The following is a 20011-nucleotide window of genomic DNA, read 5'->3' on the forward strand; positions in this document are numbered from 1 at the left end:
GTCCGCCAGGGTCAGGCGGACAGATCACGCCGCCTGATACAGCAAGCAGCGCCTAACGGAAAGCGTGAAGCGTGCCTTTGGTCGACACCACGTAGAGCGTGCCACCCGCCACAACAGGGTTGGTTGTCGCACCGCCGGGCACTTCGATCTGGCGGCGCAGCGTGCCCGAGACCGGATCAAAGAAGCGCAAGAAGCCGTCATTGGAGGCGACGACAAGCTGCCCCCCCGCAAGAACCGGCCCGTGATGGGCGAAGACTTCGGCCTGACGGCGCGGGCGATCCTTGGTGAAGAAAGGCAGCTTCGCCCCCCAGACACGGCTGCCATCCTCGGCGCGCAGGCGCACAAGCTCGTTGCGGTCCGACACGAGGAACACAGCCTCATCCGTGGCCCATACGGGGCTCAGAGGCCCCTCATTGGCGGTCCAGATGCGCGCGCCATTGGCAAGGCGAAGGGCCACCATTCGGCCCGAGTGGTTGCCGACATAGAGCCTGTCACCCCGGATCACGGGATCGCCCGTGATATCCGCGATCGACGATTGCGCAAGCCCCTCACGGCGCCCGGCAATCTGTGCGTCCCAAAGACGCAAGCCACCTTGACGGAACGCACCCTGAACCTCGCCCGAGCCAAAAGCGAAGACGGCATATTTATCCGATACCGCCGGGGCCGGGCCGCCGTGGATGTTGTTCACATCCGGCGTGGCCGTCAGCCGCCAGGCGATGCGCCCAGTATCGGTGTCGAGGGCCCAGGCCGCTTCAGACCCAGCCACAATATAAACCAGCTTGCCATTGACGGCAGGGCTAGCCGCGCCCGTCGCGCGCAGCTCTTGCATCCAAATCTCAGCGCCCGTGGCGGGATCAAGCGCGTGGATACGGCCAAAACCGGAGGATACGAAAAGCTTTCCGTCGCCAAAGGCAATACCGCCGCCGCTGCCATCCTTGGGCGAGTCGTTGGCAGGCACGAGGCTGCGTGTCCAAAGCGTTGCCCCTGACGTGCTGACGGCTGTGACCTGTGCATTGGCGTCCATCGCAAAGACACGCCCGCCCGCCACGACCGGATCGGCCGTAATGCGGCTGCGTGCGCCATCACCTTCACCTATGGAGGCCGACCAGATGAGACCGGGTGCCGACGACAGAGCGGGATGCGCCGGACGCGTGCCGGGTGAGCCGATACGCTGCGGCCAGTCTGCGTTGGTGGCAACAGCGGGCAGCCGCAGCTCTTCGGCAACGTTTGGCGCGCCCGATCCGGGCACTTGGCTTACCTCTGGCGCCGCAAGGTCAGAACTCAGCACTTCGCGGATGCCTTCACGCTCGCCCGTCAGCAGAGGATCGTCAGCCGCACATCCAGAGAGAACCGTCACGGCCGCAAGGCCCCAGATCATCGTATTCAGTTTCACCGGTCGATCCTCACTTTTCCCAAATCGCCTCTGCTTTGCGCGAGGCATGGCGGTTTATTCACCGCTCTGCGTGTCTGCACCGTTCAATTCCGTTGCGTCCAGCCCCTCGGGCAGGATCAATTCCCCGCCCAGAGCCACAATCACTTGTGTCGCCCGGCGGCGCAAGCCCGGCGTTGCTTCTGCATCAGCGGAGACTTGCTGCAAACGCGCAATCGCGCCCGCTATGTCGCCCGCGCCAATATCTATATAGGCAATCTGCTCTTCGGCCATCAACCGGACAACTCCGGTGCCGAGCGCCAGCCCGTCCAGCCGCTCGCGCCGCTCAGCGTCGCTCAGACCGCTGCCGTCGATCATTGCGGCCTTGAGCGTGGCGATCTGACGATAGATGGTCTGCACCTCCGCATCATCGGCCACTGTCAAAAGACGAGTGGCCGCGCCGGACGGGTCGCTTTCGAGCATCTCGGAGGCAGCCATCATGTCGATAATCGCGCGGCTTGCCGGCCCTTGCGCGTCAATCTCGCTTAGAGCAGCGCCGCGCTCTGCACGATCCTCAATCGTGATGGCGGCCAAAATCGTATCGCCCAGATCTTCGGCTGTCGCCCGCTCGCGCGCCTTGGTCCATTCGTTATAAGATGCACCGCCCACAATCAAAAAAACTGCCAGAACCGGGATCCAGCCATAGCGCTTTGCGTAGGAGAAAAGCCGCTCGCGGCGAACCTCGTCGGTCACCTCATTGATGAAACTGTCGCTATCGCTCACACGCCTGCCTCGCCTCACGTTGGCCACTTTTTCCCCTCATAACGCGCTGCGGCTCTGGTGCCAAGGGCTGTGCTACGCCTCAGCGCATGTGCGACTTGAACTTTGGCCGCAAAAAGTTTAATCTAAACTGGATAGTTTAGCGTATGCCGCTGTAGAGAATTTCAGGCGTTTGGTATCAAAATGCCCGAGTGCAGCGCGAAAGGTGCTTGATGCGAATTCTTCCAATAGTAACAGCGGTTATCGTCTCCGTGGCGATTTACGCCTTCGTGTTTGAGCGCGACAGCGCCGCCACCCTCCTCGGCGGCCCCGACGAGCCCCCCGAGGCGGCGCAGCAAACAAACGAGGCTGGCCCCGACATTGCCGCGCAAGCGCCCATCGGTGTGGTTGCCATGCACTCGGTCGCGCAAACCATCGACAGTGCAGTCATCGTGCGCGGCCAGACCGAGGCGTTGCGGCAGGTGGATGTGCGCGCCGAGACCTCGGGCAAGATCGTGTCCGACCCCCTGCGCAAAGGGGCATTTGTCGATGAAGGCGCGCTTTTGTGCCGCCTCAACCCCGCGACCCGCCTCACAAGCCTCGCAGAGGCCAAGGCGCGCCGCGATGAGGCCGAAGCCCGCGTGCCAGAGGCCGCCGCCCGCCTTGCAGAGGCGCGCTCGCGGCTTGAGGAGGCACAGATCAACGACAATGCCGCGCAGCAGCTCAGCGAGGGTGGCTTTGCCTCCGCCGTGCGCGTGGCAGGCACCAAGGCATCGGTCAGCGCGGCCGAGGCCGCTGTGCAGGGCGCCAAATCAGGGCTGGACGCGGCCCGCACCGGAATTTCCTCGGCGGATGCGTCTATTGCGGTGTGGGAAGAAGAGATAGACCGCCTTGAGATCCGCGCGCCCTTTGCCGGGATGTTGGAGACCGATACAGCCGAGCTTGGTAGCCTTCTTCAGGATGGCGCGCTCTGCGGGACGGTGATCCAGCTTGACCCGATCAAGCTTGTGGGGTTCGTGCCAGAAACCGAAGTGGACCGCATCGCACCCGGTGCGCGCGCAGGTGCGACGACGGTATCGGGGCGACAGGTCGAGGGCCGTGTGACGTTCCTGTCGCGCTCCGCCGATCCTGAGACCCGCACGTTTCGTGTGGAAATCGAAGTCTCCAACGCCGATCTGAGCCTGCGCGACGGGCAAACCGCCGAAATCCTCATCTCCTCCGATGGCACGCCTGCGCATCTTTTGCCGCAATCGGCGCTGACGCTGAATGACGAGGGCACACTGGGCCTGAGGGTGCTGGCAGAGGGCGCGCGCGCAGAATTCATGCCAGTGCGCTTGCTGCGCGACACGGTGGATGGGGTCTGGCTTGCGGACCTGCCCGATACGCTTGATGTGATCATCATCGGGCAGGAATACGTGACCGACGGCGTGGCCATCGCCCCCAGCTTTGAGGGCATCGCGCAATGACCGGGATCGTCGATTGGGCCGCCAGCCGGGCGCGCATGGTGGTGGCCTTCATCATCCTGTCGATCCTTGCGGGCACAATCGCCTATATCTCTCTGCCCAAAGAGGGCGAGCCGGACATCGAAATCCCAGCCCTCTTCGTCACCGTCCCCTTCCCCGGCATTTCCGCAGAAGATGCAGAGAAACTGCTGGTCAAGGTCATGGAGACCGAGCTTGCGGATCTGGACGGGCTGAAGGAAATGGGCGGCACGGCGGCCGAGAATTTCGCAGGCGTGGCGCTTGAGTTCGAGTTCGGCTGGGACAAGACCCAGATCATGGCCGATGTGCGCGATGCGATGGACAAGGCTGAGGCCGATTTTCCCGACGGGGCCGAGAAATACACGATCAACGAGATCAATTTCAGCGAATTCCCCATCATCATCGTCAACCTCACCGGCGATGTGCCCGAGCGCACGATGACGCGCTATGCCAAGCAGTTGCAGGACCGTCTTGAGGGGCTGGAGCCGGTGCTGGAGGCGGGTATCGCAGGCAGCCGCGATGAGATGGTCGAAGTGGTAATCGACCCGTTGCGACTGGAGGCCTACAACGTCACGGCGGGCGAGCTGATCAATGTGGTGCAAAACAACAACCTTCTGATCGCTGCCGGTGAAGTGCGCAATTCAAGCGGCACATTCTCGGTCAAGATTCCGTCCTCTTTTGATGAGACGCGCGATATCTACACCCTGCCGATCAAGACCAATGGCGACCGTCAGGTCACGTTGGGGGATCTGGCCGAGATCAACCTGACGTTTGAGGATCGCATCGGCACGGCGCGGTTTAATGGCGAAAACACCGTGGCGCTTCAGGTGGTCAAGCGCAAAGGCTTCAACATCATCGACATGGCCGATCTGGTGCGCGCCACCGTGGCCGATGAGGCCGCGCGCTGGCCCGAGCGGCTTCAGGCCTCGGTCGAGGTGGGCACGTCGAATGACCAATCCCGCATCGTGGGCTCCATGGTCAGCCAGCTTGAGGGCTCGGTCCTCACGGCGATTGCGCTGGTGATGATTGTGGTGCTGGCCACGCTGGGCATCCGCCCCGCCCTTCTGGTCGGGTTTGCTATCCCGACATCGTTTCTTTTGTGCTTTGCACTTCTGGCGGTGATGGGGATCACGATTTCCAACATCGTGATGTTTGGTCTTATTCTGGCCGTGGGGATGCTGGTGGACGGGGCCATCGTGGTGGTCGAATACGCAGACAAACGCATCGACGAGGGCGCGGGCCCGATGACCGCCTATGTGGACGCGGCCAAGCGGATGTTCTGGCCCGTGGTCAGCTCCACCGCCACCACGCTGTGCGCCTTCCTGCCCATGCTGTTCTGGCCGGGCGTGCCGGGGCAATTCATGGGGATGCTGCCTGTCACGCTGATTTTCGTGCTCTCGGCGTCGCTTCTTGTGGCGCTTGTCTACCTACCCGTGATGGGCGGCGTGACCGGGCGACTGGAGCAATGGTTCGAGAAACGCATCGGGCAGATCGCGGGCGGCTATTGGCTCTGGCATGTGGTGCTCTTCCCTGTGGCTCTCGGCGTGGTCATGGCCGCCGCGACCTTTGCGCCGCGCCTTTTGGAAACCGTCATGGCCGTCTTTGGCGCAATGGATATGGGGGCGATCCTCGGCTCGGTCATCCCGGCGCTTATCACGGCCTTCGTGCTACTTTTGGGTGTGGCCATCTTGGCGGGGCTTGGACTGGCGGGGGTGGTTGCGGGCCTTCTGGGCCTCATGGCCATCTTCCGGCGGCTCTCCAATGGCGCATCCTGGGCACGCGGCAGGTTGCGCCCCCGCGCGACGCCGGTGGTCAAGGGCGGCTATCGGCGCAGCGCCTTTGGCTGGGTGATCCATTCCATCGCAGGCAATCCGGTGATGCCGCTGGTGGCCTGCTGCGCCGTGTTCGTGATCGTCGGCAGCACGCTCGTTTACTACACGCAGAACAATAACGGCACCGAGTTTTTCGTGGAATCCGAGCCCGAGCAGGCCATCGTCTATGTCCGTGCACGCGGCAATCTCTCGATTGAGCAAAAGGACGATCTGGTCGCCCAAGTGGAGCGGGTCGTGCTGGCCCAGCGCGGGGTGCAGACGGCCTTTGCCTTTGCAGGCGATGGCGGGCTCAACAACAATACCGGCGGCGTGCAGCCCCCGCTCGACACGATCGGGCAGGTGCAGTTTGAAACCACCCCGTGGGACGACCGCCCGAATGTGGCCGAGCCTTGGCTCTTTGGCCTCATTGAGCGGCAGGTGAAGGACGCCTCTGTCGATGGCGACACTATTATTGCCGAATTGTCGGCCAAGCTCGCGGGTATTCCCGGCATCAAGACCGAGATCCTCGGGCAGACGGGCGGCCCCGCCTCAGCCAAGCCTGTGCATCTGCGCCTCAAGAGCGATGATTGGGAGGCGCTTCAGGAGGCCACACGGCTGGCGCGCGCCAAGTTTGACGAGACCGAAGGGCTGGAGCTGATTGAGGACACGCTGCCCCTGCCCGGCATTGATTGGCAGATCGACGTGGACGTGCAGCGCGCGGGCCGGTTCGGCGCGGATGTGGCCACCGTGGGCGCGATGGTGCAGCTGGTCACGCGTGGGATCTTCCTTGATACGATGCGCGTGCCCTCGTCGGATGAGGAGATCGACATCCGCGTGCGCCTGCCCGAGCAGTACCGCGTCCTCTCGACCCTCGACACCCTCAAGGTCCGCACCAATGACGGGCTGGTCCCGTTGAGCAATTTCATCACCCGGCAGCCCACGCCCAAGCTCGCCCAGATCGACCGGGTGAACCAACAACGCTATTTCGACGTCAAAGCAGGCGTCATCGACGGCCTCACCGCCACCCGCACCGATCCAGAGACGGGCGAGGTCAGCACTCAGCCCCTTACCCCGAATGAGCGGATCGCCTATCTCACAGAATGGCTCGACAGTGGCGTGTTGCCTGCGGGTGTCGATACTGAATGGACCGGCGATGCGGAGGATCAGGAGGAATCCGGCGCCTTCCTACAACAGGCCTTTATCGGCGCGCTCGGGCTGATGTTCATTATCCTTCTGGCGCAGTTCAACAGCGTCTATAACGCAGCGTTGGTGCTGGTCGCCGTGGTTCTCAGCACCACGGGCGTTCTCATCGGGATGCTTGTGATGGGGCAGACCTTCTCGATCATCATGACGGGCACGGGGATCGTGGCCTTGGCCGGGATTGTGGTAAACAACAACATCGTACTGATCGACACCTATCAGGAATATAGCCGCTACATGCCCAAAACCGAGGCGATCACCCGCACCGCCGAGGCGCGCATCCGCCCCGTTCTGTTGACCACGATCACGACGATGGCGGGCCTCGCGCCAATGATGTTCGGCCTCAGTTTGGATTTCGTGAATGGCGGCTACAGCTTCAACAGCCCCACAGCCCTTTGGTGGAAGCAACTGGCCACGGCGGTGGTCTTTGGCCTCGGGATCGCGACGGTGCTCACGCTGGTCTTCACCCCCTCGATGCTGGCGCTGCGGGTCTGGGCCACGACCTATGTGGCGTGGCTGGCCCGCGCGCTCTCGGCGCTCTCGATGGGCCGCTCCAGCCGGGCGGCGCAGGATTGGGCGCTCGCACGCGCCGCACGGGCAGCACGCGCACCGGAAATCCTGTGGGAAACCGGGGCGGCAACCGTTGCGGTTCCTCAAGAGACCCACATGGAGGCCGAGGAAGACAAGCTTGGCTTTGACGATTTCGCCCGCGTGCTCGCCGAGCGGCAAACACAGGCCGAAGACAGCGCGCAAGCGGTGCAAAAGGATGCAGGCGAAGACGAAGGTAGCGACGGCAAGACAAAGCCCGACGGGCCGTTGCGCGCGGCGGAGTAACGCTCAGGCCGCCTCATCCGCCTGCTGGCGTTGCCACAGACTCGCATAGCGGCCCTCGCGCGCCAAAAGCTCCGCATGGGTGCCTGTCTCGACGATGCGCCCCTCTTCCAGAACCACGATTCTGTCGGCCTCTGCCACGGTGCTCAGGCGGTGCGCGATCATCAGCACCGTGCGCCCCTGCCCTGCGGCGGCCAGAGCGCCCTGAATGCCACGCTCGGTCTCGGTATCAAGCGCCGATGTCGCCTCGTCCAGCAGCAAGATTGCGGGGTCTTTGAGCAAGGTGCGCGCAATGCCTACGCGCTGCTTCTCACCCCCCGACAGCTTCAGACCACGCTCACCCACAGTGGTGTCATAGCCATCCGGCAGGCTCTCGATGAAATCATGGATTTGCGCGGCGCGGGCCGCTTTGACCACATCATCATGCGTGGCACCCTCGCGCCCATAGGCGATGTTATAGCCCACCGTATCGTTGAACAGCACCGTGTCCTGCGGGACCACACCAATGGCCGCGTGCAGGCTGGTTTGGCTCACATCGCGCACATCCTGCCCGTCGATCAACAGCGCGCCCTGCTGCACGTCATAAAACCGAAAGAGCAGCCGACCGATGGTGGATTTGCCCGAACCCGTTGGCCCGACAATGGCGACAGTCTCGCCCGGTTTAGCCTTGATGGACACCCCCTTCAGGATCACCCGCTCCGGGTCATACCCAAAATAAACATCGCGCAATTCCACCTCGCCGCCCTTGATTTGCAACTCCACCGCGTCCTTGGCATCCGTCACATCGGGTGGCCTATCCAGAAGGCCAAACATCTCTCCCATATCCACCAGCGCCTGACGAATCTCGCGGTAGACCGTGCCAAGGAAATTAAGCGGCATAGTGATCTGGATCATGTAGGCGTTGACCATGACGAAATCGCCCACCGTCATCTCGCCGTTTTGCACGCCGATGGCCGCCATGACCATGACGGCGATCAGCCCCCCGGTGATGATGAAGCTCTGGCCGAAATTCAGGAAGGCCAGCGAATAGGAGGTGGAGAGCGCCGCGCGCTCATATTGCTCCATCGCGCTGTCATAGCGGGCGGCCTCACGCTCTTCCGCGCCGAAATATTTGACTGTCTCGTAATTCAAAAGGCTGTCGATCGCCTTTTGGTTGGCGTCGGTGTCTTGATTATTCATCTCGCGGCGCAGCTTCACGCGCCATTCCGTCACCCGGAAGGTGAACGCGATGTAGAGCGCGATAACCCCAGTCACCACGACCAGATACCAGACATCAAACAGCACAGCGAGCACGGCGCCGATCATCATCAGCTCCAAAAGCAGCGGCCCGATGGAGAAAATCAAAAACCGCAAGAGGAAGTCGACGCCCTTCACGCCCCGCTCAATGATGCGGCTGAGGCCGCCCGTCTTGCGCGTGATGTGATAGCGCATCGACATAGCGTGGATATGCCCGAACGTGCGCAGCGCAAGCGACCGCAACGCCCTTTGCCCCACGCGGGCAAAGATCGCATCGCGCAATTGCTGAAAGCCCACATTCATCAGACGCGCCACGCCGTAAGCCACGGTCAGGCCAACGGCCCCCGCACCCAGCATCCACGCCGCGTCCTGCCCCTCACCGGCCAGCGCATCCACGGCAGCTTTGTAGAAAAACGGTGTGCCGACCGCGATCAGCTTGGCGACAAACAGCACCACCAGCGCCATCACCACGCGTCGTTTGACCCACGGTGCCTCGGGCGGCCAGAGATAGGGCGCGACACGCGCAATGGTCCGCCAGCCGCTGGCGGGCATTTCAGCATCAGTGGGATCGGGTCCGGGGCGCATGGTTTGGTCTTTGTATTACAAGGGCTTCTACATAGCCCGGCGTGCAGGAGATATCCAGCGCAGCAGGGGTATACGGAGCGGAAATTCCAGCGGTAAGACGCAGGCGCAGGCCATCATTCCGGCAGGGTGAAAACCTGACCGGGATAGATCAGATCCGGGTCGCGGATCCGGTCGCGATTGGCCTCAAACACACGCACAAAGGCAAGGCCCTCGCCATAGGCCTCGCGCGAGATGGCCCAAAGCGTGCTTCCCGGCTGCACCGTCACGGCGCGGACGGTCTGGCCATCAGCCCCCACCGCCGTCTGAGCGGTTTGCGCGGTGGCAAGCACAGCCTCATCCTCGCGTTGAAACGGGGTCTCAATCCGGCTGGTCACGGTGCCATCGGCGGCAATCTCGTCGATGCGCAGGGTATAGACCCCGGTATCCACCTGCGGCAGATCGGTGCGCCACGCGCCAGCGTCCGAGATCCGCGACGTGATCACCGGGCGGTTGTCGAGATAGACGCGGATTTCGCCCGTGCCGGCGGCGCGCCCCGAAAGCTGCACCTCGCCCACATCAGAATAGGTGATCGCATCAAGCGCCACAGAAGACATGACATCCGGCCCCGGCCCTGCGACTTGGGTCGGAGTTTGCAGGACGCTGATGCCTTCAGGCGCGGAGAGGAGGACGGTTTGGGCGGTGCCGTCTGCACCATCAACTGCCTCTGCAGTCGATGGTGGCATCGGTGCCGTATTCGGTGCGATGATGATCTGCGCCTCCGACTGGATTTCTCGCCCCGTCTCCGGTGCGCGCATGACGAGGGTCAGCACGCGGGGTGCATCGCTCGGCTCCAACGTCAAAAACTGCACAAATTGCCCCGCAGCATCGGTTGCGGCGGCGGCGATTTCCGCCCCGTCGATCAGGATTGTGGTGGACCAACCCGGTGCGGCACTGCCAGCGATTAGGGCGTTGCCGCCAGGCTCAAGGCGGAAAACATCAACGCTGGGCGGTGCGGGCTCAGATGCGTCTGGCGTTGCAGGCTCGGTCGTGGCGGGCTCAGGTGCCGCAATCTGGGCGACCTCGTCCGGGGCCTGCACCGCGGCAGGTGTCCAGACGCCAGCCGCATAGAGTACCACGAACACCACTGCTATCAGCGCCGCACCGCCCGCTGCGATCTGTCCACCCGTCATCCCTGCCGCTTTGCTCATATGCCTCAATCCTATCCCGACCCCGCTACCTTGCGCGCGGTTGATGCACCCTAGCAACAAGGCTATCACCGGTCAAAACAACCCTTTGAGCGAGGCATGTCCCCATGCAGGAGAAATCAGTATGTGTCTTTTGCGGCGCACGCGAGGGCGCGCGTGCGGCCTATGGTGCCGCGGCCGATGCGATGGGAGCGGGTTTGGCGGAGGCAGGCTGGCGGCTGGTGTATGGCGCGGGCGATGTGGGTCTGATGGGGCGCACAGCGCGGGCGGCACAAGCCGCAGGCGGGGCCACATTCGGCGTGATCCCCGAGCATCTGGTGCGCTGGGAAGTCGGCAAGACGGATCTGAACCGCTATATCGTCACCGAAACGATGCATGAGCGCAAGAAGGTCATGTTCATGAATTGCGACGCCATCGTGGTTCTGCCCGGCGGTGCGGGATCGTTGGACGAGTTTTTCGAGCTGCTGACATGGCGTCAGCTTAACCTGCACGCGAAGCCGATTTTCCTTTTGGATATAGACGGCTACTGGCAACCGCTCATTCACTTGATCGACCATGTGATCGCCGAGGGGTTCGCTGAAGGGTCGGTGCGGGATTTCTACACTGTGGTGCCGGATGTGCCCGCCGCCCTCGCTGCTTTGCGCGCCGCCCTGCCCTGACCGAGCGACACCGCACTATAGAGAGCAAGCGCCGCCCAGATCATCGGGAAGGCAATGGCGTGCCAGAGGGTAAACGGCTCCAGAAACACAAACGTGGCCACAGCGAATTGCAGCGTCGGGTTGAGGTATTGCACAAGCCCGATAGCCGCCAGTGAGACGCGTTTCGTGGCCGCGCTGAACAAGATCAGAGGGATCGCTGTGAGCACGCCCGACAGGACCAGAAGGACGCTGTCTTGGAAGTTTGAGCCGAAACTGCCGCCACCCAGAGACCACAGCACGATAAGCGCAATCGGCACGAGCAACAAAACTTCCAGCGTGACCGAGACCACGGGCCCCACGCCAAGCGATTTCTTGACCACACTATAAAACCCAAACGACCCCGCCAGCAGGAGCGCAATCCAAGGCGCGACGCCAAGCCCCACAGTGAGCACCACGATGGCAAGCGCGGCAAGGCCCACGGCCACCTTTTGTCCGGTAGCCAAACGCTCGGCAAAAAAGAACGTACCAAAAATCACGGCCACCAGCGGGAAGAGGAAATAGCCCATTGAGGCTTCCATCGCCCTGTCGTTGTGAATGGACCAGATGAAGACAAACCAGTTGATGGAGATCATCACAGTACCAAGGGTTATGATCACGGCCTGACGCGGCGCGCGCATCGCGGCGGGAAGCGCGCGCAGACGCCCCTGAAGCGCCAGAACCCCAGTAAAGAGCACCGCCGACCACAGCGTGCGGTGGCACAGAACCTCAATCGGCGGGATATGATCGAGCAGTTTGTAATACATTCCCGACAGGCCCCAGACCGTGCAGGCCAACACCATAAGGACAACCCCGCTGAGCGGGCTGCCGGGGCTTTCGGTCGTGTCGGACCCATGAGGGGTGGAGGGGCGTGGCATCGTCATGCCTCGAGCCTTGAGCCTTTTGGCCGCCCTTGGCAAGGGGTGAGAAACGCAAAACGCCCCCGCCGATTCCAGCAGGGGCGCTTGCAATCATACGGCGTAGATCACATGCGGCTGGCGACGTTTTCCCAGTTCACAAGGCTGCCGAGGAAGTTGTCGATATAGGCCGGACGTTTGTTGCGGAAATCGATGTAGTAGGAATGCTCCCATACATCGCAGCCCAGCAAAGCGGTCTGGCCGAAGCAGACAGGGTTCACCCCATTCTCGGTCTTGGTGACTTTGAGGCTCCCATCGGTGTCTTTCACAAGCCATGCCCAGCCCGAGCCGAACTGACCCGCGCCTGCGGCGGCGAACTGGCTTTTGAACTCATCATAGCTGCCGAAGCTGTCTTTGATGGCCGCTTCCAGCTCAGACGGCATGTCGGATTTGCCGGGGCTCATCATTTCCCAAAACTGGTTGTGGTTCCAGAGCTGGCTGATGTTGTTGAAGATACCCGACTGCGCTACGGCAGAGGCGTCATAAGTACCGGTGATGATCTCTTCGAGGGACTTGCCCTCCCATTCGGTTCCGGCAATTAGCTTGTTGCCGTTGTCAACATAGGCCTTGTGGTGGATGTCGTGGTGGTATTCCAGCGTCTCCTGGCTCATGCCATTGCCGGCCAGCGCGTCATGCGCATAGGGAAGATCGGGAAGTTCAAAGCTCATGGGTCAGCCCCCTCGTCAGGATTCAAATATATGTGGCCCTAAATGGAGGGCCTGCGGGGCAAACGTCAAGAGCGATCGGTTTGTTCCGCTCAAAGCGCCACCTCAGACGAGGTAACCAACCTCACTGCCCGGCGCGGCAGCACCTTTGAGGATATCGAACATATATTGCGCGACCGAGCGGAAGCAGACGATGCGCACAGCGCTATCATCAGGCATCCAGAGCGCGGCCGGCACCTGCGCCATACGGGTGCGGCGGAACATGCCGGGCGCAAAGGCGGCCATATCGACGGGGGCCAGTTTCGCGATCACCTCGCGCACCTGCGCACCGCCCGACACCTCGAAAAGCGCCCGCGCGTCCGACACATTGACCGCCAGCGAAGGCTCGCCCGTCAGCGATTTTTCAATCGCCACCAGATGGGTGTCGACCTCACTGTAAGGCACCAGCAGCAAAAGCTCATCGGGCGACATCCATGCGATTGCACTGCGTCCCTTGGCGCTGATCCGGTTCTGCTCGGGCATTTTGCAGCCCGTGGCCTTCTCGGCGGCGCGGCGCAGCTTGGCCTCGGCCAGATCGCCGCGCAGGGTAATCATCCCTTGCAGGCCCATTTCCTGAACCTGAGCGAAGCCGTCATAATTGGCACCTTGCAGCGCACTGAGTGTATTAGACATTTTGCTTCTCCCCATCTTTGTCGAAGAATACCGCATCAACAATCTTGGCCTTGACGCTGCTCCCGTCTGTCTTCGGGAAGGTCAGAACCTCGCCCATCCGGTCCGGCCCGCGCAGCACAAGGCCCATTGCGATACCATGCCCCAGCGTGGGCGAATGGTAGGTCGAGGTCACCCGGCCCTGCACGTTGCGCTGGCCATTGGCGTTCTTGCCATCGGCCACAGCATAAGCGCCATCAGGAAGGACAGAGCCATCGACAGTTTCCAGCCCCACAAGCTTCCAGCGGGTCGGATCGGTCATGTGGCTGCGGGCCTGCGCGCGCTTGCCGAGATAGTCTTCTTTCTTCTTGGAGATCGCCCAGCCCATGCCGAGATCCTGCGGGATAACAGTCCCGTCCGTCTCGTCCCCGATCATGATAAAGCCCTTCTCGGCGCGCATGATATGCAGCGCCTCGGTGCCATAGGCGGTCACGTCATGCGGCGCGCCAGCAGCCATGAGCGCATCCCAGAGCGCCCGGCCTTGGCCCGCACGCACGGCAATCTCATAGCTCAGCTCGCCAGAAAACGAGATCCGGAAGATGCGCACGGGAATACCCGCGAGCGTGGCATCGGCCCAACCCATGAAGCTGAGCGCCTCAGCCGACAGATCATCAGAACTGAGCGCCTGAAGCGTCTCGCGCGATTTCGGCCCGACCACAGCAATCTGGGCAAACTGCTCGGTCACATTGGCGACATAGACGTCCCAATCCCACCATTCGGTTTGCAGCCATTCTTCCATATGGCCATGGACCGTATCGGCCCCGCCCGAGGTGGTATGACACAGGAACGTATTCTCATCGAGGCGGGCGACAACGCCATCATCGGTGAGAAACCCGTTCTCCGAACACATCAGACCATAGCGGCAGCGGCCCGGCTTCAGCGTGCTCATCATATTGGTGTAGAGCATGTCGAGGAAGCGGCCCGCATCCGCGCCCTTCACGATCAGCTTGCCCAGCGTCGAGGCGTCGAGCATCCCGAGGCTGTTACGGGTGGCCAGAACCTCGCGACTGACGGCATCGTGCAGGCTCTCGCCCGCGCGCGGATAGCTATAGGGGCGACGCCAGTGGCCGACCGGCTCCCATTCCACGCCGTTCTCCTCGTGCCACGCGTGGATGGGCGTGCGGCGCAGGGGCTGAAACCGCTCGTCGCGCGCCTCTCCCGCGATGGAGGCCATGGAGATGGGCGTGTAGGGCGGGCGGAACGTGGTGGTGCCCGTCTGCGGAATAGGCTGGTTCAGCGCATCAGACAGAATGGCCAGCCCGTTGATATTGCTGAGCTTCCCTTGATCCGTGGCCATGCCGAGCGTGGTGTAGCGTTTGGCGTGCTCGACACTCTCGAACCCTTCTTGGGCCGCGAGTTGCACGTCGGAGACTTTTACGTCGTTCTGGTAATCCAACCACGCTTTGGAGCGTTTGGCATAGCCCGCGCCCTGCGGCATCATCCAGACGGGGGTGAGCGGTGCCTCGTCGGGCGCTACGGTCTTCGGTGCGGCACTCGCCTTCGCGGCGTGGCCTGCCGCCGCGGCGGCGTCATGGCCCGCTTGATGCGCATCGGCCACGGTCTGGGAAAGGTGCAAAGCGCCATTTGCGGCCCCCGCGGGTGTGACGAAGCCCGTACCCTCCGCGCCCAACGGTGGGCGTGCGGGATCGGGGCGGAAGAACGCGCCCGCCTCGTCCCATGTGAGCTTGCCACCGCAATGGGACCACAGATGCACGACAGGCGACCAGCCACCGGACATGGCGACCGCATCGCAGGCCAGCTCTTCCAGCGTCGCACCCTCGCCCGCTTGCGAGCAGATGCTGACCCCGGTCACACGCTTGCCGCCTTTGACGGAGGCCACGGCGTGACCCATCATGACGCGAATGCCCAGCGCCTTGGCCTCGGCCATCAGCGGGCTGTCGGCGGGCAGAACGCGCGCGTCGAGGATGACGGGGACCGAGAGGCCCATCTGCACGAGCGTGATCGCGGTGCGGTAGGCATCATCATTGTTGGTCACAACGACCGTGCGGTCGCCACAGGACACGCCGAAATCAACCGCATAATCACGGATGGCCGAGGCCAGCATGACGCCGGGAATGTCGTTGCCCGCAAAGCTCAGGGGGCGCTCAATCGCGCCGGTGGCGGTGATCACGTGGCCCGCGCGGATGCGCCAGAGGCGGTGACGGGGGCCAGCGGCCTCGGGTTGGTGATCGCCTGTGCGCTCGTATCCGAGGACATAGCCGTGATCATAGACGCCGGAGCCTTGGGTGCGGGTACGCAGGGTGACGTTTTCCATCGCGCGCAGCTCAGCTGTCAGAACGTCGATATAGTCTGCCGCCGGTTGACCCTCAATCGTGCCGCCATCCACGGGGGTGCGTCCGCCGAGATGCGCGGTTTGCTCCAGCAACAACACTTTCGCGCCAGTCTGTGCGGCGGATTTTGCGGCCTGAAGCCCCGCAATGCCGCCACCGATCACCAAAACATCCGTGAACGCGTAGAAATGCTCATAGCTATCATTATCACGGCTCTCGGGCGCTTTACCCAAGCCTGCGGATTTGCGAATAATCGGCTCGTAGACATGCTTCCAGAAGGGGCGCGGATAGATAAACATCTTGTAATAGAAACCCGCAGGCAGGAAGCGCGAGAGCTTGGAATTCACCACGCCGATATCGAATTCAAGGCTGGGCCAATGGTTCTGGCTGGAGGCTTTGAGCCCGTCATAAAGCTCGGTCGTGGTGACGCGTTGGTTGGGCTCGAACTGATCCCCCTCGCCCATATGGACAAGGCCATTGGGCTCTTCCGCGCCGGAAGCCACGACACCGCGCGGGCGGTGATATTTGAACGAGCGCCCCATCAGCATCTGGTCATTCGCCAAAAGGGCCGAGGCGATCGTGTCGCCCTCGAAGCCGCGCAAGCGCTTGCCGTTGAACGAAAAATCAAGCGCGCGCGCCTTGTTGAGAAGGCGGCCGCCTTTTGCCAGACGTGTGCTCATGCTGTGGCCCTCTCGGTTATGGTTGGTGTTGCGGTTTGAGTATTTTTGCTAAGAAGAAAGCTCATGAGAATTCCCGCCATGTCCAGCCGGGGCGCTTGGCGGTGATCTTGTCCTTGATATCCTGAGGCGGCTCGTAGGTTTGGGCCGCGTAGGTGCCGAAGACCTCAAGCGTCATGGTGCAGCGGGCGGCGTGGAACCACTTGCCGCAGCCGTTATTGTGTCGCCAGCGCTCAAAGTGGACGCCTTTGGGGTTTTCCTTGGAGAAGAGATAGGAGTGGAACTCTTCTTCGGACGCCGTGGGGCCATGGCGCGTGATATGCGCCTCGCCGCCGCCGTGGAATTCGGTTTCCTCGCCGGTGATGCCGCAGCAGGGGCAGGTCAGGATGAGCATGTCAAAGCCCTTTCGGTGGTGCTGGAATACGGATGAAGTGGGTAGGGGCAACTTCGGAACCATTCGCGCTCCAGTTTCCGAAAGAAGATGCACGTGAACCTACAAAAACGTCTGAACCATCGTAGAGGAAAGCGACAAATATATAAGCCGGGCATTCCAAGATCGGTTTCCAGAAGTCCTCCAGATCGCCGCGATAGATTTCTTTCAATTGGCGCTCCTGCTCTGACAGGCGCACACGTTCTTGTTCTTCCCATTCCAGTGCTCTCTTGGATTTCCGGTTGGAAACGTCAGAGATTATCTCACCAACTTCCTGTTCAGTCAGTCCGTAGGAAGAAGCTAGCTCTTCAAGCGCAACTTCGTTAGCCGAGGCTAGTCGCTCAATGCGTTCACGTTCCTCGCGCGCTATATCCACAATTCGCCCATACGAAACACTGTCAAAATCATGAGAAATGTTCTTTAACGACTCTCCACGTATCCGACGCTTGAGGATTTCAGCGTTTCGCTCAGTTTTGAGTGCCTCCACCATAATCAATGCGCCACCCCCGCCGCCACGCTTTCATCAATAAACCGGCCTTCATAAAACCTGTTCAGCCCGAAGGCGTCCGTCAGGGGCGAGTGGCCTTTGGCCATCAGTTCCGCAAAGCCCCAGCCGGAGCCGGGGATGGCTTTGAAGCCGCCTGTGCCCCAGCCGCAATTGATGAAGCAGCCTTCCAGTGGGGTGGTGCTGAGGATCGGCGAGCGGTCGCCTGTGACGTCCACGATGCCGCCCCATTGGCGCAGCATTTTGAGGCGGGCGACCATCGGGAAGGTCTCAACGAGTGCGCGCACGGTTTCTTCGATATGATGGAAGCTGCCACGCTGCGTGAAGTTGTTGTGCCCGTCCGTGCCGCCGCCGATGACCATTTCGCCCTTGTCCGACTGGCTCATGTAGCCGTGCACGGTGTTCGCCATGACGACCACGTCCATGCAGGGTTTGATCGGCTCGGAGACGAGCGCTTGCAAGGCCACGCTCTCAATCGGCAGGCGGAAGCCCGCCATGTCCGCCAGATGCCCCGAGTGGCCCGCGACGACCATGCCGAGTTTCTTGCAGCCGATATCGCCGCGCGAGGTGCTGACCCCGGTGACCTTGCCACCCTCGGAGCGGACGCCGGTGACCTCGCATTGCTGGATCACGTGCATGCCCATATCCGAGCAGGCCCGCGCGTAGCCCCACGCCACCGCATCGTGGCGGGCGGTGCCTGCGCGCGATTGCCAGAGCCCGCCCAGAACCGGATAGCGCGGCCCCGAAAGGTTGATGATCGGGACGAGTTCCTTGACGCGCTCGGGCGTAATGAATTCGGTCGGCACGCCTTGCAGCGCGTTGGCGTGAGCGGTGCGTTTGTAGCCGCGCACCTCGTGCTCGGTCTGGGCCAGCATGATGCAGCCACGAGGGCTGAACATGACGTTGTAGTTGAGGTCCTGTGACATCGTCTCGTAGAGGCTGCGTGCTTTTTCATAGATCGCCGCCGAAGGGTCTTGCAGATAATTGGAGCGGATGATGGTCGTGTTGCGCCCCGTGTTGCCGCCGCCGAGCCAACCTTTCTCCAAGATCGCCACATTGGTGATGCCGAAATTCTTGCCAAGATAATAGGCGGTGGCCAGACCATGCCCGCCCGCGCCGATGATGATCACGTCATATTGCTTGCGCGGCTCGGGCGCGCCCCATGCACGGCCCCATCCGGTGTGGTTGCGGAGTGCCTCTCGGGCGATGGCAAAGGCGGAATAACGTTTCATGCGCGGCCTCGGGTCAGCTCGGGTCAAAGGGGATTCGCGGTTCAAGCGGGTGGCGTCGTTCTAAGCTGTGGTATGCTCTCATGCCGGACCCTACAAGATACGCAGTGCGGCATCCAGGGCGCACAATGCGACAATGCGCACAGCCCGCGACTTTGCGCCCCTTTTTTTGGCGCGCCGGGGCGTCTATGTGGGGGCAAAGAGGTGGGAGAAGTCATGGTTTTCTGGAGTGTCGCTGGTATTTTGACCTTGGCCGTTTGTGCAGTCTTCGCGCAGGCGGCGCTGAGGGGTCGCGTGGGGGAAAAAGCCCCTGCGGCCTATGATCTCGAGGTTTACCGCGTGCAACTGCGCGATGTTGACAAGGATGTCGCGCGCAACGTGCTGACCGAGGAAGAGGGCGCGCGCCTGCGCACCGAAGTCTCCCGGCGGATATTGGCGGCGGACGCGGCGCTACAGACATTTGGCGCGCAAGGCGCGCAACCCAAACCCGCAGGCTGGGCCTTGGCCACGGCTGGATCATTGGTGATCGCGGGGGCGGCGTTCGGGCTCTACTGGGTTGAGGGCGCGCCGGGGTATCGCGACATGCCGCGCGACCTGCGCCTCGCTGTATCAGAGGAGTTGCGCGACAACAGGCTGTCGCAGGCCGAGGTCGAGGAACGTCTGCCGGTGGAGCTGTTGCCCGGTCCGGCGGAGGAGCCAAGTGCAGAGTTTCTTGAGTTGATCGAGCGGTTGCGCGCCGTGGTGGCGGACCGTCCCAATGATATCCAAGGGCTCGGGTTTTTGGCCCGTAACGAAGCGCAGCTGGGCAATCACAGCGCCGCCCATGTGGCGCAAACCCGGCTAATCGCGGCCAAGGGCGAAGATGCCACGGCGGATGATTTCGCCTTTCTGGCGGACCTGATGGTTCTGGCGGCGCGGGGCTATGTGTCCTCCGATGCGGTGACGGCGCTGCGCGAGGCGCTCGCGCGCAACCCCGAGCAGGAGGAGGCGCGCTTCTACCTTGGGCTTTACTATGCGCAAGTCGACAGGCCCGATGCGGCCTTCCGCACATGGGAGAAGCTTTTGCGCGACAGCCCTGCCGATGCCTCATGGGTGCCGCCGATCCGCGCCCAGATTGAGCAATTGGCTGACCGCGCGGGCGTACGCTATTCCCTGCCGCCCGAAGAGGGCTGGATTCAACCCTCGCGTGAGCAGATCGAGGCGGCAGAAAACATGAGCCCCGAGGACCGCGAAGAGATGATCCGCGGCATGGTCTCAAACCTTCTGGAGCGGCTGGCGAGCGAGGGCGGGCCGCCCGAGGATTGGGCGCGCGCGATATCGGCGCTGGCAGTCATTGGCGAGACGAACCAAGCGGACGCGATCTGGGATGAAGCGCGCAGCGTTTTTGAGGGCAACACGGCCGCGATGCGTATCATCGCCGATGCGGCGCAGGAATCAGGGATCATCAATTGATCGTGCC

The 20011-nt window shown here is 62.4% G+C and carries 15 protein-coding genes; 4 read left to right on the plus strand and 11 right to left on the minus strand.

The window, feature by feature from the left end; translation table 11 throughout:
• Nucleotides 1-52 precede the first annotated feature (52 nt).
• Nucleotides 53-1393, minus strand: coding sequence for a PQQ-like beta-propeller repeat protein (locus tag KUD11_RS14230; RefSeq protein ID WP_224380263.1), 1341 nt, complete (start codon nucleotides 1391-1393; stop codon nucleotides 53-55).
• A 54-nt stretch (nucleotides 1394-1447) separates the two neighbouring features.
• The gene (locus tag KUD11_RS14235; protein ID WP_109387745.1) at nucleotides 1448-2152 is read right to left on the minus strand and encodes a hypothetical protein; all 705 of its coding nucleotides are present in this window, start codon (nucleotides 2150-2152) and stop codon (nucleotides 1448-1450) included.
• A 209-nt stretch (nucleotides 2153-2361) separates the two neighbouring features.
• Between KUD11_RS14235 and KUD11_RS14240 the strand changes: the two genes are divergently transcribed.
• Together KUD11_RS14240 and KUD11_RS14245 are read left to right on the plus strand one after the other, a co-directional pair.
• On the plus strand, nucleotides 2362-3594 hold the full coding sequence (locus KUD11_RS14240) for an efflux RND transporter periplasmic adaptor subunit (protein ID WP_109384085.1): 1233 nt from the start codon (nucleotides 2362-2364) through the stop codon (nucleotides 3592-3594).
• Entirely contained in the window at nucleotides 3591-7454 is a 3864-nt protein-coding gene (locus tag KUD11_RS14245) for an efflux RND transporter permease subunit (RefSeq protein WP_109384084.1), read from the plus strand. The genes KUD11_RS14240 and KUD11_RS14245 overlap by 4 nt, the downstream gene beginning before the upstream one ends.
• Before the next feature lie 3 nt (nucleotides 7455-7457).
• On the opposite strand, the gene KUD11_RS14250 is transcribed toward KUD11_RS14245, so the two are convergent.
• Together KUD11_RS14250 and KUD11_RS14255 are read right to left on the minus strand one after the other, a co-directional pair.
• Nucleotides 7458-9272, minus strand: coding sequence for an ABCB family ABC transporter ATP-binding protein/permease (locus KUD11_RS14250; protein ID WP_109384083.1), 1815 nt, complete (start codon nucleotides 9270-9272; stop codon nucleotides 7458-7460).
• A gap of 113 nt (nucleotides 9273-9385) precedes the next feature.
• Nucleotides 9386-10459, minus strand: coding sequence for a LysM peptidoglycan-binding domain-containing protein (locus KUD11_RS14255; protein WP_224380265.1), 1074 nt, complete (start codon nucleotides 10457-10459; stop codon nucleotides 9386-9388).
• Nucleotides 10460-10563: 104 nt separating this feature from the next.
• On the opposite strand from KUD11_RS14255, the gene KUD11_RS14260 reads away from it, so the two are divergent.
• Nucleotides 10564-11115 (plus strand): LOG family protein, encoded by a 552-nt coding sequence (locus KUD11_RS14260; RefSeq protein WP_109384081.1) that lies wholly within the window; start codon nucleotides 10564-10566, stop codon nucleotides 11113-11115.
• Here KUD11_RS14260 and rarD read toward each other — a convergent pair.
• The 7 genes from rarD to KUD11_RS14295 form a co-directional block, all read right to left on the minus strand.
• Complete coding sequence (rarD, locus tag KUD11_RS14265) at nucleotides 11055-12014, minus strand: EamA family transporter RarD (protein WP_318010159.1); 960 nt, start codon at nucleotides 12012-12014, stop codon at nucleotides 11055-11057. The two genes, KUD11_RS14260 and rarD, sit on opposite strands and share 61 nt — an antisense overlap.
• A gap of 101 nt (nucleotides 12015-12115) precedes the next feature.
• Nucleotides 12116-12715 (minus strand): superoxide dismutase, encoded by a 600-nt coding sequence (locus KUD11_RS14270; protein WP_109384080.1) that lies wholly within the window; start codon nucleotides 12713-12715, stop codon nucleotides 12116-12118.
• Between the two features lie 102 nt (nucleotides 12716-12817).
• Complete coding sequence (locus tag KUD11_RS14275; protein ID WP_109384079.1) at nucleotides 12818-13384, minus strand: sarcosine oxidase subunit gamma; 567 nt, start codon at nucleotides 13382-13384, stop codon at nucleotides 12818-12820.
• Nucleotides 13377-16391 (minus strand): sarcosine oxidase subunit alpha family protein, encoded by a 3015-nt coding sequence (locus tag KUD11_RS14280; RefSeq protein ID WP_109384078.1) that lies wholly within the window; start codon nucleotides 16389-16391, stop codon nucleotides 13377-13379. The genes KUD11_RS14275 and KUD11_RS14280 overlap by 8 nt, the downstream gene beginning before the upstream one ends.
• A gap of 61 nt (nucleotides 16392-16452) precedes the next feature.
• On the minus strand, nucleotides 16453-16782 hold the full coding sequence (locus KUD11_RS14285; RefSeq protein WP_109384077.1) for a sarcosine oxidase subunit delta: 330 nt from the start codon (nucleotides 16780-16782) through the stop codon (nucleotides 16453-16455).
• Between the two features lies 1 nt (nucleotide 16783).
• Nucleotides 16784-17308, minus strand: a complete 525-nt coding sequence (locus tag KUD11_RS14290) for a hypothetical protein (protein ID WP_109384076.1) — start codon at nucleotides 17306-17308, stop codon at nucleotides 16784-16786.
• 2 nt (nucleotides 17309-17310) lie between these two features.
• A complete protein-coding gene (locus KUD11_RS14295; RefSeq protein ID WP_109384075.1) occupies nucleotides 17311-18555 on the minus strand; it encodes a sarcosine oxidase subunit beta family protein in 1245 nt (414 codons plus the stop codon).
• A 213-nt stretch (nucleotides 18556-18768) separates the two neighbouring features.
• On the opposite strand from KUD11_RS14295, the gene ccmI reads away from it, so the two are divergent.
• A complete protein-coding gene (ccmI, locus tag KUD11_RS14300; RefSeq protein WP_109384074.1) occupies nucleotides 18769-20004 on the plus strand; it encodes a c-type cytochrome biogenesis protein CcmI in 1236 nt (411 codons plus the stop codon).
• Nucleotides 20005-20011: the final 7 nt, after the last annotated feature.

This window comes from Roseovarius carneus (genome assembly GCF_020141465.1).
In the GTDB taxonomy this organism is placed as follows: domain Bacteria; phylum Pseudomonadota; class Alphaproteobacteria; order Rhodobacterales; family Rhodobacteraceae; genus Roseovarius; species Roseovarius carneus.

Excerpts from the sequence above, each read along its gene's own strand:
- KUD11_RS14250 (WP_109384083.1), bottom strand. The coding sequence starts at position 9,272 with ATGCGCCCCGGACCCGATCCCACTGATGCTGAAATGCCCGCCAGCGGC.
- KUD11_RS14255 (WP_224380265.1), bottom strand. The coding sequence starts at position 10,459 with ATGAGCAAAGCGGCAGGGATGACGGGTGGACAGATCGCAGCGGGCGGT.
- ccmI (WP_109384074.1), top strand. The coding sequence starts at position 18,769 with ATGGTTTTCTGGAGTGTCGCTGGTATTTTGACCTTGGCCGTTTGTGCA.
- KUD11_RS14240 (WP_109384085.1), top strand. The coding sequence starts at position 2,362 with ATGCGAATTCTTCCAATAGTAACAGCGGTTATCGTCTCCGTGGCGATT.
- KUD11_RS14275 (WP_109384079.1), bottom strand. The coding sequence starts at position 13,384 with ATGTCTAATACACTCAGTGCGCTGCAAGGTGCCAATTATGACGGCTTC.
- KUD11_RS14295 (WP_109384075.1), bottom strand. The coding sequence starts at position 18,555 with ATGAAACGTTATTCCGCCTTTGCCATCGCCCGAGAGGCACTCCGCAAC.
- KUD11_RS14280 (WP_109384078.1), bottom strand. The coding sequence starts at position 16,391 with ATGAGCACACGTCTGGCAAAAGGCGGCCGCCTTCTCAACAAGGCGCGC.
- KUD11_RS14270 (WP_109384080.1), bottom strand. The coding sequence starts at position 12,715 with ATGAGCTTTGAACTTCCCGATCTTCCCTATGCGCATGACGCGCTGGCC.
- rarD (WP_318010159.1), bottom strand. The coding sequence starts at position 12,014 with ATGACGATGCCACGCCCCTCCACCCCTCATGGGTCCGACACGACCGAA.
- KUD11_RS14245 (WP_109384084.1), top strand. The coding sequence starts at position 3,591 with ATGACCGGGATCGTCGATTGGGCCGCCAGCCGGGCGCGCATGGTGGTG.
- KUD11_RS14290 (WP_109384076.1), bottom strand. The coding sequence starts at position 17,308 with ATGGTGGAGGCACTCAAAACTGAGCGAAACGCTGAAATCCTCAAGCGT.
- KUD11_RS14285 (WP_109384077.1), bottom strand. The coding sequence starts at position 16,782 with ATGCTCATCCTGACCTGCCCCTGCTGCGGCATCACCGGCGAGGAAACC.
- KUD11_RS14260 (WP_109384081.1), top strand. The coding sequence starts at position 10,564 with ATGCAGGAGAAATCAGTATGTGTCTTTTGCGGCGCACGCGAGGGCGCG.